Source organism: Pseudoalteromonas luteoviolacea DSM 6061 (genome assembly GCF_001625655.1).
In the GTDB taxonomy this organism is placed as follows: domain Bacteria; phylum Pseudomonadota; class Gammaproteobacteria; order Enterobacterales; family Alteromonadaceae; genus Pseudoalteromonas; species Pseudoalteromonas luteoviolacea.
In genome coordinates this window covers 100,427-115,251 of the sequence record NZ_AUYB01000158.1, presented here as the reverse complement: position 1 = coordinate 115,251, position 14,825 = coordinate 100,427, and the positions used below count along the sequence as shown (strand labels likewise).

Annotated in this window: 14 protein-coding genes; 5 read left to right on the top strand and 9 right to left on the bottom strand. The window is 40.9% G+C overall.

All coding sequences use genetic code 11. The features are described from left to right. Nucleotides 1–65 precede the first annotated feature (65 nt). From N475_RS24670 to N475_RS24650, 5 genes are all read right to left on the bottom strand, one after another. A complete protein-coding gene (locus tag N475_RS24670) occupies nt 66–572 on the bottom strand; it encodes a hypothetical protein (protein ID WP_063357467.1) in 507 nt (168 codons plus the stop codon). A gap of 555 nt (nt 573–1,127) precedes the next feature. After that, nucleotides 1,128–1,994, bottom strand: a complete 867-nt coding sequence (locus tag N475_RS24665; RefSeq protein ID WP_063366129.1) for a hypothetical protein — start codon at nt 1,992–1,994, stop codon at nt 1,128–1,130. Next, nucleotides 1,991–4,336, bottom strand: a complete 2,346-nt coding sequence (locus N475_RS24660) for a fimbria/pilus outer membrane usher protein (protein WP_248846355.1) — start codon at nt 4,334–4,336, stop codon at nt 1,991–1,993. The genes N475_RS24665 and N475_RS24660 overlap by 4 nt, the downstream gene beginning before the upstream one ends. Nucleotides 4,337–4,458: 122 nt before the next feature. After that, the gene (locus N475_RS24655; RefSeq protein ID WP_063357470.1) at nt 4,459–5,154 is read right to left on the bottom strand and encodes a fimbria/pilus periplasmic chaperone; all 696 of its coding nucleotides are present in this window, start codon (nt 5,152–5,154) and stop codon (nt 4,459–4,461) included. Nucleotides 5,155–5,889: 735 nt separating this feature from the next. Next, nucleotides 5,890–7,638, bottom strand: coding sequence for an amidohydrolase (locus N475_RS24650; protein WP_063366127.1), 1,749 nt, complete (start codon nt 7,636–7,638; stop codon nt 5,890–5,892). Between the two features lie 71 nt (nt 7,639–7,709). Between N475_RS24650 and N475_RS24645 the strand changes: the two genes are divergently transcribed. Both N475_RS24645 and N475_RS24640 read left to right on the top strand, forming a co-directional pair. Continuing rightward, on the top strand, nt 7,710–8,393 hold the full coding sequence (locus N475_RS24645; protein WP_063357472.1) for a response regulator transcription factor: 684 nt from the start codon (nt 7,710–7,712) through the stop codon (nt 8,391–8,393). Beyond that, nucleotides 8,383–9,540, top strand: coding sequence for a sensor histidine kinase (locus tag N475_RS24640; RefSeq protein WP_063366126.1), 1,158 nt, complete (start codon nt 8,383–8,385; stop codon nt 9,538–9,540). The genes N475_RS24645 and N475_RS24640 overlap by 11 nt, the downstream gene beginning before the upstream one ends. Here N475_RS24640 and N475_RS24635 read toward each other — a convergent pair. Beyond that, nucleotides 9,530–10,006: an OsmC family protein gene (locus N475_RS24635; protein ID WP_063366125.1), complete on the bottom strand. Its 477-nt coding sequence runs from the start codon at nt 10,004–10,006 to the stop codon at nt 9,530–9,532. The genes N475_RS24640 and N475_RS24635 overlap by 11 nt on opposite strands. Nucleotides 10,007–10,142: 136 nt before the next feature. On the opposite strand from N475_RS24635, the gene N475_RS24630 reads away from it, so the two are divergent. Continuing rightward, nucleotides 10,143–11,060, top strand: a complete 918-nt coding sequence (locus tag N475_RS24630; RefSeq protein WP_162269637.1) for a LysR substrate-binding domain-containing protein — start codon at nt 10,143–10,145, stop codon at nt 11,058–11,060. Here N475_RS24630 and N475_RS25280 read toward each other — a convergent pair. Further along, nucleotides 11,009–11,635: a hypothetical protein gene (locus N475_RS25280; protein ID WP_155730911.1), complete on the bottom strand. Its 627-nt coding sequence runs from the start codon at nt 11,633–11,635 to the stop codon at nt 11,009–11,011. The two genes, N475_RS24630 and N475_RS25280, sit on opposite strands and share 52 nt — an antisense overlap. Nucleotides 11,636–12,014: 379 nt before the next feature. On the opposite strand from N475_RS25280, the gene N475_RS24625 reads away from it, so the two are divergent. Next, nucleotides 12,015–12,938 (top strand): hypothetical protein, encoded by a 924-nt coding sequence (locus N475_RS24625; RefSeq protein ID WP_155730912.1) that lies wholly within the window; start codon nt 12,015–12,017, stop codon nt 12,936–12,938. Between the two features lie 97 nt (nt 12,939–13,035). On the opposite strand, the gene N475_RS24620 is transcribed toward N475_RS24625, so the two are convergent. Beyond that, entirely contained in the window at nt 13,036–13,332 is a 297-nt protein-coding gene (locus N475_RS24620; RefSeq protein WP_063357477.1) for an Rdx family protein, read from the bottom strand. A gap of 40 nt (nt 13,333–13,372) precedes the next feature. Then, the gene (nhaR, locus tag N475_RS24615) at nt 13,373–14,266 is read right to left on the bottom strand and encodes a transcriptional activator NhaR (protein ID WP_063366124.1); all 894 of its coding nucleotides are present in this window, start codon (nt 14,264–14,266) and stop codon (nt 13,373–13,375) included. 144 nt (nt 14,267–14,410) lie between these two features. Between nhaR and N475_RS24610 the strand changes: the two genes are divergently transcribed. Then, nucleotides 14,411–14,701, top strand: a complete 291-nt coding sequence (locus N475_RS24610; RefSeq protein WP_063357479.1) for a hypothetical protein — start codon at nt 14,411–14,413, stop codon at nt 14,699–14,701. Nucleotides 14,702–14,825: the final 124 nt, after the last annotated feature.

The following is a 14,825-nucleotide window of genomic DNA, read 5'->3' as shown; positions in this document are numbered from 1 at the left end:
GCTAGCGCTTTTAATAGTTTAGGCAGTATAGATTAAGCCATAAACTGTGCTGCCTAAATTCTAAATTAGTTAGGGCTTACTGTTACAGTGATTGTATCTGAGTAAGTACCTGCGTCATTCAGACCATTTGACTGTGGCGTAATTTTAAGTGAGGTTGCTTGTGTTTCACCTGCGCTGCCAGTACCTGCTGCAGTCGCTTTAGTGTGCTTGTATGCACCAGTTTGTAAATCGATGCCCGCTGTATCACCAATGTTTAATGTGTAAGCAATTTTGCTGCCTTTAGCGTTGTTAGCTACTAAGAAACCACCATTTGCAGAAGTATATTCAGTAGTTGCGTTTTCGCCAGTGTTACACCATACGTCAAGTGTACCGATTTCTTGTGTTTGTTGTGAAGAGTCTAATTTCAGACCCGTAACGCTGTTGTTGTTACCGCTGCTTGTTTTACACATTGGTTGAATAGTGCCTTCAAAAGTAAACTTAGCTTCAGTACCTGACGTGTCTAAAACTGCCGCAGCAGCGCCCATTGAAGTGATTGCAGTTGCAGCTAGTAGTGATTTTAGTAATGTATTCATGGCTTTTTCCCCTTAAACAAAACACAGAGTTAGTTTTAATTTGATTTTTAATGGTTAGGTGTTGTCACCTTGTTGATAATTTAAATGCAATGGCTGTGCCAAGTGTGAGTAAATATTTCGGTCTTTTTGTTTTTTGTGATAGGTAACTGCATTAATCAATAAATAACAATGACTTATGTTTTTAAAAAACGATGGTTAATTTGTGGTTTTTTGCGAATGCGTTAAATGCCGCATCATTTTTTAGAATCAAAATGCGTACTACGAATTTTTGACGCAGTAGATTACAGGTTTTTGGAGAGCAGCCCTTTTACGTGACGATATTTTGACAGAAGTGGAAAGAGTGCATGTGTTGGTTTTATGACGCAAAAGAATGTTTTGCTTTAAATACTCGAAAGTGCGTTTGTAGAACAATGACTTTATCTAGATTATTTGGCGCGCTGAAAAGGTGAAAAAAGCAAATGCGCATGTATTAGAATATGATTTGTTATGCCAAGTAGCCTTGGGTAGCAGTTGCAGTGTGAATGAGAGTTGCAACTGCTTGGTGCTAAAAATTCACTATCTAGGGTAAACAGTCAACGATAAGTTATCCTGATAGGTGCCTGCAGGCATTAACTCTACGTTGCCAAGTTTGAACTCAAATCCATACCACTTGTTTTTTACGCCAGGATAGAAATTATAGCTGCGGTAAAGCCGTTCAGATGAGGATATTTGTGTATTATCAAACTTGATAGAGTAGTCTATTAATGCTTGAGTGTTGGTTTCATGACGCAACCCGTTGTATTCGGAGTCAACGACAATATCGTACGAGCTGTTACTCAATACTTTGATACCCCAATTGAAGCGCATATTACTTTTCAGTTCGCCTAAGTCGATATAATAGTTGCCATTGCTCCCCGAGACTTTACCTTTACTCGAGTTTGATAGGGAAATGGCAACCTGAGGCTCAGAATAGTAGGTTAAGTCTAAGTACTGTTCATCTATGATTTCATTGTTTTTGACTACAGATACAATAACATGACCCGTGTAGGCTCCTGCTGGGAATAAGCTGTAATGCCTCAATCTAACCCACATCTGTGTTGAGCGATCTTTCAGGTCAGAGCGCCAGATGCCATTTCTCACCTTAATTTTTTTAAACTGAGAATCATACAGTTTTGCATACTTGTCTTGTGTAGGGCCCGAAAATACCATTGAGTAGTAGTAAACATCCTCAACCCAAATCTCATCTGCGCAGTCTAGTAAGCTGTCAGAGACCTGTATCTTTATTGGTATGTATACCGTCACTCTGTTGTTGTGTTCTTCTATTATGTCTGACGGATTTGAAGTTGCAATCATGCTACCATCGCAATCATTCCACCTTGCAAATGCACTAGGCGCAGACAACAGTATGCTCAGAGTCAGCAAGGTAAAGATTATAGATTTCATTCGTTATCGCCTCCTTTAGATTGGCTTTTTTCAAGCTCAAGCGCCCCGACTCTTATAAAGCGTTGCTCTACGTCTGTTACACTAAACTGCCCAGTCATGCCGTTAATTTCAACTACGTAGTCACCTATGCTTATCCCTTCAACAACAAATCGACCTGTGCGGTTTGTAAATATAGCGATATTCAATGGCGCTGTGTCTTTGTTGTTTTTCTCTCTTTGTTTAATGACTCGCCCACGTTTCATTGCAATAGGCATGCCCTTATCATCTAACAGCTTCCCTATTATTGTGTAAGAGAGTTCTGAGCCGATTTGAATGTGGTGTCCAGTGGTTGCACCCCCGACTAACTCATACATTCCAGGCCCCCAGTCATAACCAAGAGGTGCGTCTGGTACATCTATATTGAGTTGCGAATTGGTATACCCAGTACCCAGTTCAACCAGTGCACCGATATGCTCACTAGGTTTAGTCTGTGCCCGCCCTTGGCGGTCGACATTTACCAGTACATCTGCATTCTTTAGAGTGTCATGTTTGGTAATAACTGCAAATGGGGCAGTCGTTGTGGCTCCCATGCCAAAGTGACCGTCTGCAACTCCCAGCGTGGTAGATAGGTTAACACTTGAGCTACTATCCGCATGTTGTTGATCGCGAGAATAATTAGTTGTACTGAAATCTGCCCTGACAAATGCACTCGTATAGCTTGCTTCAAATTGCTCTTGTCTAAAATCACTCCCTTGTTCTGCACGTACTTCATATCCATAGTCGTTGACAAAGTTATTGTTTGTTTTTGCATAACTTGCGCTGGCGACTTTGTCTCTACTGCTGTATTGCGTACGAGCCCGGTTATTGGTGCCTCGATCGTAGTGATTCCAAGTGAAATTTAAGAAAAATTGGTTTTCAGAAACGACTCTACTATCGGTGCTGTCTGTATGCGAAAAGCCCGTCCGAACGCGTATGTCTTCGTATCGTAAGTTAAGTTCAATGGCGGCGTTGTCAGTAATAATATTATCGCTCCCTCTATCTCGTGAAGCGCTTAGGTTAAAGTCTAAGTGATCATTAATAAAATAACTGTAATCAGCGAATGCCCTTTTACTACTCGAGATAGTGCTAAACGCTTGCCAAGGTGTGTTAGTGAAGTCCTGTCGTACTTCGTAACCTAATCGCAAATTGGGTGAACCAAAGTTACCATGTCCAAAAACACTGTGCTCTGATTCAATAGAATAAATATCACCGTCTTGGACTTTGTGTGCTTTGCTCATGGAGTAGCGAAAAGAAACATTGCCGACAAAGCTATTTATGGTCGCAAGTGCACCTATTACGTGGCCTTTTGGGTGTGAAGCTCCATTGAGTCCTAATGTTAGTCTATTCGTTACACCGTACTCATAATTGCCAGAAACAAAAAGCTCATCGTCATATTCATAACGGCCTTGCTCTACAGAAGATAAGCGACCAATGGTAAAGGCGTAATCACTCAACCCTTTTGCAAGTAACCTAGCATTATAATGCGTTGTAAAGTAAAACTCTTGAGTTTCACCGTTTGCGTAGGTTGCAATGACTTGAATATTATTGACGCCCGAAGTGAGTGGGAGGTCACTGAGGTCATAACGGCCAGCTTTTAGTCTGATTCTGGAGATTAAAAAATCATTGATGTAAATTTCAAGGTTAGCTGCCCGAGGTAACACAAACTGTTGGCTGTTACTTGGCGTTATTCTGCGTTGAGGCTGCAACCGAGAATAGGCTTTTTCAAAGCTAAAACCCCCAAGCTGAGCACCTGATAGGTGTCCTGTACTATTGAGTTGAGTGTCTCCAAGGGTAAAGCGGATCGGTGCCTCTGGAATATCATAAAAGAGCGAGAATTCTCCACGATTTATTTCACTGCCTTGATTGTTGCCATCTTCCCAAAACAATGAACCGCGCATATTGATGCCGTCACCACCACCAAAATTCGCGTTCATTAACCACTCGAGTTGAGATCTGTAATCATGATTGTTGTTGCTGCGTTCGTGGTTTAAATTAAGGTTGTTTAACATCGCCCAGCTCGTCTCGCCAGAAGGCTTGTCGAAGTGTTTTTGCTTGCCATATGTTAAACTGTCAGTGGCCATAGCCTCTTCTGCTAGTTTCATTTCTATAGTGAGATCTTGGGGTTGCATTACGAGCGTAATACCTTGCTCGGCAAACTCTTCCAAAGTGATTTGAGCGTTCCCTTTATGAGTCAACCAAGTATTTACTCTTTCACTGAGTACATTTTGCAAACTCTTTTTGAATTCTGTGGCTGAAATAGAGGCAATTTCGATCCCATTAGTAGCGGCAGAAACTTGCCCTACTTCGGCAGTATTTAGCCGCACGGGAAAGTCCATATTGAAAGTTGCCGCTAATGATGAACAAGCCCAAAATAAAAGAAGTGAAAAAATGACACACTTATGCTGAGCAGGCCAGATAAAAAAGCCCGTTTTAACCATCGCTTATCTTACTTTTTATTAAATAGATTGATGAGCGCAGCACTGCTTGTCGGCTGTTCACTTAACAGCGGCGCAATGTCTAACTCTACTTTGTGCCCCGGCATAATAAAGCGACCCGGTGTGATAGATTGGAACTGTGCCCAATTTACGGTAGTTTTACCCTCATGGAAATGGTAATCAAAATGAGAAAGGTCAAGCACGCGCTGGCCTTCATTACTGATCGTTAATTTACAGTCCTCCAACTTTAAACAGCTCAATGTACTCTTTTGTTGCGCACTAATGCCTTCTGGGCTCACAAAAACCAAAGTAGCAAAGTTAAATACCATTTTAACTCCCGATTTTTCGTCTTCATTGGGCAATGGCAACTGTTTAAATACGATGCGGTATGAGTCAGTTTCTTTTAATTCAGCAGATCCCAAGTATTTTGCGCGGAAAACTTGATAGCTCTTTGCGGGTACCTCGACCTGAGGGGGAAGCACGATAAAATCATCTTCTGCAGGTACTAAAACTTCTTTTTGATTTTCATCAAAGGTGCGCTTGAAAACTTCAATTTCAATTGGCAATGCACTTTCACTTGGGTTTTGTAGGCGATATGTGACGAGTGACTTTTTACCATGCGACGCGAGGTCAACAATCATAGGTTGAACTTGATAGGCTAGGGCCGGTGTCGACAAGCACAAAAGTAGTAGCAAAAGTTTACGCATCAGACTTCCAATTGAGATACAAGATTAGCATTTTGCTATACGATACCCTGACTTTCGGTTAATACAAGCGTAAATTGCAATTGAGTGCAGATACCCTGTCTTTTAGAGCCACCTTGTGGTCCTGAAAAAATCTACCCATATAGCCTCGAGGTGGCATATATAAGTGTTATTTGAAGGGGGTTACTAGAATTTATGGTGCTCTAACTCCTTTTGTTTTATTGCACTTTCCTACGTGCTTGTTGGAGTTATTAATTTTTCTGATTAGTGCTCATTTTAAAACAAATAAGCTTATAAAATAACTTAGATGCTAAAAGTATGAAAAAATATTTAATTGAGATGATTTTTCTAAATCTTTAGCTATGCTTGTGTGGCTGTAACGCGATGAGTTTAAAGTCTTAAGCACATCGTGTTCGGAGGTGTGTTTAGGTAAGTGTTTATGAGAGTAGAATCTTCATATTATCTTTACGCACCTATATTATTTGAAATGAAACCGAGTATTGTGGCTGCAAAGCTGTTAACTAACTTGCAGTCCATAAAGCAATACTTTTAAAGGTATGAGCGGTTTTATCGTCTTGTATTTTGGTTCTCTGTGGTTGAATGCCCTTAAAGGTGTTGTAATGAGCTCGGCGTGTTAGACAAGAATGGGCATGGAACATAACACGTTCCGAGGTTTTGTCTTGGTTTCTTAGACACAAAGGCATTGAATGTTTAGCCCTTGTGTCATGCCATGTGAGGCTATCGTTTGTAAACTATTTCGCCATCAAGCAAAGTCATCACTACATTCGTTTCAGCAATTTCTTTGACTGTGCTATCAAACAAGTTTCTATCAAGTACAACTAAGTCAGCAAGTTTACCCACTTCAATACTACCAACGAGGTGTTCTTGCCCCATAGCATAGGCACTATTTAATGTATAAGCCTCAAGCGCTTGTGATAACGTAATGGCTTGTGGTGTCCTAGAGATAGCATTACTGATTCCGATAAATGGATTAAATGGACTTACATTCCAATCACTTGACAGTGTTAAGGTTGCTTGGTTTTCCACTAAACTTTTAATGGGTACTAGATCCTGTGAACGTTCTGCGCCTAGTAGGGGAATGTTTTCAGGCCAGTGGCTTGGATCTGTAAAGTCTCCAGCAACCTGTGCATCAGCGATTACCCCTAGTTTGTTGAATCGAGCATAATCGGCTGGGTCTACAACCTCCAAGTGTGTCAACCGGTGACGAGATTTACCCGCTGAGGCATTTTCAATTGCATTGAGCGCTTCATGAATACCTCTGTCGCCAATAGCATGAATATTAAAATTAAACCCGCTGGGTTCGAGCGCTTTAATATACTGTTCCAGTCGTGCTTGAGTGAAATAATTGAGGCCTTTGTTCCCTTCTAGATCTAACCAATTCTGATGATATGGGTCGTGCATTGCCGCGGTGGTATTCACTAAAATCCCATCTACGTAAAACTTAACTTGGTTTACTTTTAATAAGCTGTCAGGCGAGGCTTGATAAAAAGACTTAAGCTTTGATATTTGGCTGGCATCGTTCATTTGGGGGTAGGCCCATAAGCCCAAATGCACCCGCAAAGTGAGTTTGTCCTCGTCAGCAACGCGTTGCCATGTTTCTAAGTGCCCGCGCTGCCAGTATGTGCGAGCGTCACTAATTGAGGTAATACCCGCTTGATTGAGGGCTGGCATGGTATATTCTATCAGGCCTAGGTAATCATTTTGCTGTGCATTACTGAGCGAACGCATTGCAAGTTCCATTACCTGATTTCCTGCATTGTCATATAAAATACCATCAAGGCGCATCTGTTCGTCTCGACCAATTACTCCACCAATTGGGTCTATGCTCTGTGTGTGGAGCCCGGCAAGTTCCAACGCTTTACTATTTACCCACATTGAGTGTGATGTCTGTTCCATAATAATAACAGGGCGATTAGGTACTGCATCATCAAGTACTTCTAATGGGCTGTCGGACATTTCTAGCAAGGTGCCAATATTATGGCCGTACCCAATCAACCACTGAGCGGTTGGGTTTTGTAAAGCCGCTTCTTGCACTAACGCTATATAAGTATCGACAGAGGCTTCTTGTGGAATGGTGAACTGAGTTGCATCAGAACCTGACTCCAATGGATGCATGTGTACATCATGAAAGCCTGGCATCATCATTTTTCCGCCCAAGTCGATTACTTGAGTCGTACTTCCAATATATTGTTGTACATTTTCATTACTGCCAACAAAAACGATTTTGTTGTTATTAATCGCCACAGCTTGTGCCCATGGCTTGGTATCGTTGACTGTATAAATATTACCATTGGTAAATACTTGAGTAGCGCCATTGTTTGTGGGTTGCCCTGTAGGGCTAGTGGTGTGAGTACTGTTGTTACTACTCGAACTATTACTGGCAGTGTTACTTGAATCCGAGTTACATCCTGATAGACATAGGCCCGCTAACAATAAAGGAAAAATCGGCATAATTATTACTCGCATAGTTGACTCCTGTTAGATGGCGCTACACTATCAATGATATGGTAACCATAAGGTAACAGTGTAGAGGTTATATGCTGGTTTTGCTTGTTGAAGACGATACTGTGCTTGCAGCCCAGTTGATTGACTTTTTGCAACGTGAAAATATTGAAGTGGACTATGCAACTTCTGTCAGAAGTGCGCAAGAGATTGCTGCACAAACAACAAGATATAGTCGATATGATGCAGCAATTTTAGATATGGACCTACCTGATGGTAGTGGCTTGAGTCTAATAAAAGCGCAAATACAAGGAGAGGGGGTACCCGTATTGTTTTGCACAGCAGCCACTTCATTGGAAGATAAACTGGCCGCCTTTTCTGCTGGTGCATTAGACTACATCACTAAACCCTTCGATCTACCTGAACTGGCAGTAAGACTAAAAATCTTGGCTAAAAAGCAACATGCCAAAGCGAGCAATGTATTTGAGTTAGACACGTTAGTTGTCAATTTCGACAGTAAAATAGCCAAACGTGGTGAACGGATCTTAGTGTTATCCCCTCAACAATGGCTGTTATTAGGTTTATTGGCAAAAAATGCACCAAACCCAGTTAGCAAGGAGCAAATTTTGTCACACATTTGGCCAGAGCAAGACGTTAATAACAATATGTATAAATCATTACTCACCCGTTTAAGAAAAAATCTCAGCAAAGATGATGAATTGATGTTGCTACAGACCATGAAAGGCCAAGGAGTGGTACTGAGGTCATATGGCGAATAAGCAACAAAACATCACCCGCTATTTGAGTTTACGTTTAGGTTTACTGTTTGTATTGTTTGTCTTGGTTTGGACTGTGGTAGCTAGGTGGGTTTATCAACATGCTTGGGATGACACGACTGAGTTTTATCTACATCAAGATTTAGAGATGGCTTTAAGTGGGCAATTAATGTTGCCTTATGCAATTGACGGCAAATACATTGGCAAACTCTCTCATATGCCTTCATTTTATCGTAATACGGTCGAAAACAACGATATACCTTACGCTCATACAGCATTATTCGATATTCAATTAGGCGATTTATACGTTCTAAAAGAGCATAGCGCTGATGGGGATACTCTGTATGTTGTGCACTATTTTGCCAAAGCAGAGTCACCAAGCTTGATTCCTATTTTTTTGATTTTAGCTGCAACGATGTTATTGCCATTGGGGTTTGTTATATGGCGAATATGTGCGAGTGTTTCGAAAGAAGCAGACAATCTTATTAATGGTGTAACCAATAATGAAGCAAAACCAGCACGGTTTGCTGAATTCCAACAGTTGGCAACTATATTAAAAACAGCGCAGTATGCTCAGCAACATGCCCTTGAGCAAGAGCGTTTATTTGCGGCATTTTTAAGTCATGAAATACGCACGCCACTGACAAAAATCAGCCATAGTATGAGTCGTATTGAGCAGGTCGATGACTTACCCTTTGAAGCCTTGGATGTGCTCGATACGCTAGAGGAAAGCCAAAAAGAGTTGTCAAAGATTGCCGAAGCAATTTTATTGTTGAGTCGCCCCAATGTAGAGCAATTACAGCCGCATGATTTGAGTGATATTTTAGAAGACTGGCGAGGGAGTTGGTTGAAGTATGAATTAGAGATAAGTATTAATGGACGCGATGAGCACATTGTACAAGCTATTCACCCAACCCTTTTTACTCTGCTACTAACACAAATAGCAAAAAATGCCTTACAACATGGCTGCGGTCCGATAGACGTAACTGTTACGTGTTCAAGCTTACGATTTGAGAACGATATCAGAGATGATAACTCAACCAAAGGTCATGGACTTGGAAGTAAAATAATCAAGCAAGTTTGTGATTGCTTTGGCTGGGAGGTAAAGCAATCCTCCCAGCGTCGATATGTCATTGAAATCAACTTTTAAGCTGTTGGGGCTCAATAATAATTTGTGAATGTACAGAATTCGCTAAAAAACAGGCTTCATGGGCCTGATGATGAAGTGATTCAAGTGTGCTTAGCTCAATCGTAATTTGGTTTTGCCATGTAACACTAGGTTTGAGGGCAATTTGCGTCATGGCCAGCTTACCTTGCTGATTATTAGCCATTATCCCCTGAGCTGTATCGGTGTATGAGTCCACAATTAAGCCTGCCTTTGCTGCAAAGTGCAGAAAAAACAACATATGACAACTCGATAATGAAGCGACAAAAGCTTCTTCAGGGTCGACATTATCTGCATTTGAATAGGGAAGTGGCACAATAGTCGGGGATGATGACGCCGCAACCGTTACTCCACCATCAAATGACCAGGTGTGCGCTCGGCTGTATTTTTGGTCGACAAACTTTTCATTTGGTGTGCGTTGCCATGCAATTTCAGCAGTGTATTTGGCCATGAAGATGCTCCTTATTTTGAGTGACAGGTAATTAAATTTAATAGTATGAGGTGCTTAAGTTGATATTGAGTATGCATTTGACACTGCCATTTTAGAAGCGATAATAAATCAAACTGACATGAGCTATTTTCACAGCATGAGTAAACCTAACTTCTCAATGACAGCGCTACAAACATTTTCTGTTGTAACTAAAGAGCTAAATTTTTCAAAGGCTGCAGAAATATTAAACATATCTCCCAGCGCGGTTAGCCATCAAATGAAATTACTTGAAGCTCAACTTGGTGTGAGCTTATTTCATCGTAAATCTAAAGGTGTGATGTTAACTAACACAGGTGAGCAATTGGCTGAAAAGGTAAACAAAGGATTTGAGTTAATAAACTTTGGGATCGATACAGCTAAACAAACAGACGCAATCCAACGTGTTGTATTGGCAGTTGTACCCTCTTTATTAGATCATTGGTTGGTGCCACGGTTGAATGACTTTTATGCGCACTTTGAAAATATTGATCTACATTTGGTCGCGGCAGATCAGCTTGTTGACTTTAATCAGCGACACATTCATGGTCATTTGCATTTCGGCCATGGGCAGCAAGCCGAATTGGAAAGTGTATTTATGGCACATGAATATGTATTGCCAGTATGCTCGCCGAGTTATCACGCTACAATTGATACTAGTGAACATTTGCTGGCCTATGTTGGTGGTACAGAAGATGCCCCTAGTAATATGAGTTGGGATGCTTGGTTTAAACATCAATCTGTCGTGCCATATAAACTAACTCGGTATCGACATTTCAGTCATGTCGGCCACGCATTAAATGCTGCTAAGCATAGTCAAGGAATTGCTCTGGGTTGGCACCATATAGCCAGTGCACTGCTCGCTGATGGGTCTTTGCGGCGGCTTCCATTTGAAGCAATTCAACTTCCTTTCTCATACTACCTCATGATGCCAAAAGATATTGCCAAGCGCCCAGTTATGCAGCAGATAACGAGTTGGCTTGCTTCTCAATTTGCCTGTTCACAAGGGGAGATTGATGACAAAAATTGCGAGCTTTGAATTTGGTGATATACCCACGGAAGCTGAATAATCAAAATACTAGAGCTGATGTAAATAAACCAATTAATCGTTCGGATCAGTGGAAAGTACCCTTGGCCGCTATTCCCAAAAAGCCAAAATTGACCGATCAACGCATCTGCCAATGTTGCCAAGAATAACCCAATAACAGGTAGAATACAGAGCTTAAGAGATTGGAATGAAATTGCTTTAAATAAAATGAGTATGGCAAAGCTGCTGCACTGTGCGACGAGCAATGCATAAAAACCAGCGAGTAAAGTGACATATAGGCCAGTATCCGGTAATCGCATCTGATAATAAGATAACAGGGTGCATAGACTGACCAGTGAGGTTACGAGGATGGCTTGTTTTTTTGTTATACCAAGATGCTGAAGAAAGGGGACAGTCGCATATAGTATTAATCCGTAGCCTATTGAAAATGAATAAATGGAATCGACCAAATAGTCGTGTTTTATTTGTGGATCATGGCTGTGAAATTGTTGCCCAAGATTAAAATTAATAACATCTCCGATTGCGCAAAATACAACGCCAAACGCCATTAATTTTGCTGTGCGCACACAGCTTACCCTGCTGGGTTTATACATATGGAAGTAGTACCAAGTTGCTCCAGCTATCACAACAATACTTAAAGTCGTGAGTCCCTCCAATATATTTTGGTGTCCACGAGACTCAGGTGTATATGGCCATAAACCTGAGAAAATAAACAATGTTTGAATAGCGCAAACGAACCAGATCAATAGGCTTATACGTTGGAAAATATTCCTATTTAGGATCATGATTTGCAATTTACCCCTAAACTATGGCTAAATTTGTAGTACAACTTTTAACAGTTTTTTAGTGCGAAATAAACTAGATTACTGCATTGAGTTATTGATCAAGGAAGCGTGTTTAATTACAGAGCCTGAAAGATAGGTATATAGGTACAAGATGTCTCAAATGAAAAGTAATATAGCGCTGGGTGTTGCCGCCGTAGCACTCGCATTAACTGTTTATAATCAAGTTATTACGCCCTCTACTCCCTCGCATGACTCATTAAAGGCTGAGCACGTAACGGAATTGCGTGAGGAACTGCACACAAACAATGCTCCTAGCTCGCGCAATAGTGAATCTCAAAGCGCATTAGATGCATTGGACAGAAGCGCGCTTGTTGAGCGAATAGCGTACTTGGAAGAGCGAGTGCTTGAAATTGAAAATCGCGCCTTCTCAAACTCTCCTTCTACTGAAAGTATGGAAGAAACAATTCTCGCTGTGTTGGAAGAGAAAGAGCGCAAAGACAAAGCACAAAATCGAGAAGATAATCCTGTTTATGGTTTTTATGAGGATTTACCAAAAGACTACGATCTTAAACTGAAAACAGATCCTGAGTTTGCGATGAAAGTGAGCCAAGATCTAAAAACCAAAGTTTTGGACGAAAGTTTATCTCCAACAGAGCGCTTGTCGGCGATGGGCCAGTTGCAAATGAACATGTATATTTTAAATCGAACACAAGGTGAAATGTTTGACTATGAAACAGTAGACGCTGTGCTTGATATCAGTCGAAATAGCCAAGATGAGAAATTAAAAGTACAAGCATTAGAAGTCGTGGCACACTCTCCAATTGTGGACTCTCGCATAGCTAAATCATTGCAAGATATCATTGAAAAAGAGCCAAATAAGTACATGAAAACTATGGCGGCAGAAGGGTTGATTGGCCAGTACTATCAATCAGGTGAAACCTCCCCAGAGTTAAAGCAGCAATTGGCGAGTGATATATTAGATTTATACAATAATTCTAGTAGCTCCGAGGCACAACTTGTAATGCAGCGATTGATTCGAGATGACGAGTTACTCGAGCAAATTAGAAGGGATGCAGGGCAATAAATTACGAGTGATTACTGTGCAAGTAAACATTTTCACTTGCACAGTGACTTTTAATTTAGTTATAGCGGTTTTTTAAGTGCGACCTTGTGGTTGTAACTTACTTAACGTTATCATTTGAGTGTTTATCGATATGCCCTAAATCCCGCTCCGGGCATAACCTGTCTCTAACTCGACGCTTGAGTTCTTTGGCTTCTGGAAAGCCTCCGTCTTTAACTCTGCACCAGATCAGCTCATCGTTATAGTAGATCTGGAACACACCTTTTGAAGCTGGTGCCAGTGAGACTTCACCCAAATCCTGACCAAAAGTTGAAAGTAGCTCTTGAGCGAGCCAAGCACTTCGCAATAGCCACTGGCACAATACGCAATAGTGAATCGTAATTTTTGGATTATTCATTGTTCTCTAATCTTAGCAATATTTGCACTATTAAAATGTATTACTCGCCTTCCTTTTGCGCATTTTGTACAAACTCGGAATAAATTGAATCTTTAATTAATCTGTCGGGAGTAAATGCGTAATAATGCTGAAAAACATTTTCAATACTGCCAATAAATGTCACATCATAATGTCGTTCAATTTCTTCTTTGATTGAAAGCGGAGCCGGGAAGATCCCAAACCCTTGTTGACCTAAGGACTTCATCAATGCGCTATCATCTACATGTCCTGCGACTGACATATTAATATCTAGGTCTTCTAACCAATATTGAATTGCGTTGGTTACTGGGCTTGATTTAGCTGGCAGAATAATCGGCATATCTTTGAGTGTGCTCGGAAAGTCCTTATTGAGCTTAGCGTAGTAGTTGGAATTACCGTACAAGCCGAGCTGGCTTTTTCCTATTTCATGACAAAAAGCTTTAAAGGGCGTTGAGCTATCTAATGGCTTGTCTGCCAATACCAAATCTATCTTATGGGTTGCCATTTGGGCCAATAATTCAGATTGTTGTCCGTCAATACAGTGTAAATTTGTGATACGTTCATGTTTAATTAAAGGAGATAGCCATTTCGACACCAGTGATTTTGGCAGTGCATCAGAGATACCAACCTTTAAAGTGCGGTTAATATTATCCAGATCCCCTCTCGTGGTTTCAAGCCATTCTTCTGCAACATTAAACATATCATTGGCATATTGTTGTGTGAGCTGGCCATACTCGGTCAGTCTCAAGCCTCTACCCTCACGGACAAACAATGATTTGCCCAGTCGCTGCTCTAGACTTGTTATTTGAGCACTGATTGTTTGGGGGGTAAGGTGCAGCACTTTGCTTGCAGCAGCAATACTGCCTAATTTACTGACCTGCCAGAAATAATATAGATGGTTATAGTTGATATTCATGATACTTCGTTAATTTCGATGTCTAACTAAGAATTAATCAGCTTTTATCTTTGATTCCACCTTAGTAGATTTAGTTCATCGACGCAATCAGTAATTTCGTTATGACGTGATTTTTGAGCGTTTAATTGAATGAGGTCAAGAGATATGAAACTAAACTTACGTATGACAGGCAAAGCTTTGGGCTCAAGTGCCAAAAATAAAGCTGCAAAGTTAATTACAGCGACATTTGCAAAGTACGTGGCCAATATTCGTAAGGTAAAAGTACACATAGATGATGTGCCTTCGAAGCTTCATGGCACATTGACTCAATGCCGGATAGAAGTCTTATTACCTGGCCTACCAAGCATTATGGTAAAAGCACGAGGTAAAAATATGGCGCAGGCAATTAAACGAGCAGTTACTAATAGCGAAACGGTATTGGCGCAAAAGTTGTGATGTTACTGGTAAACCTCTTGGGTGTGCAGTTTGCACTCAAGAGGTTTTCAGTTTAATCAATGATTTTATTCTACTAAGTATTACTCCCAAGCACTTGCTGCAGCACGGAAGCTGCGCTTTTTTA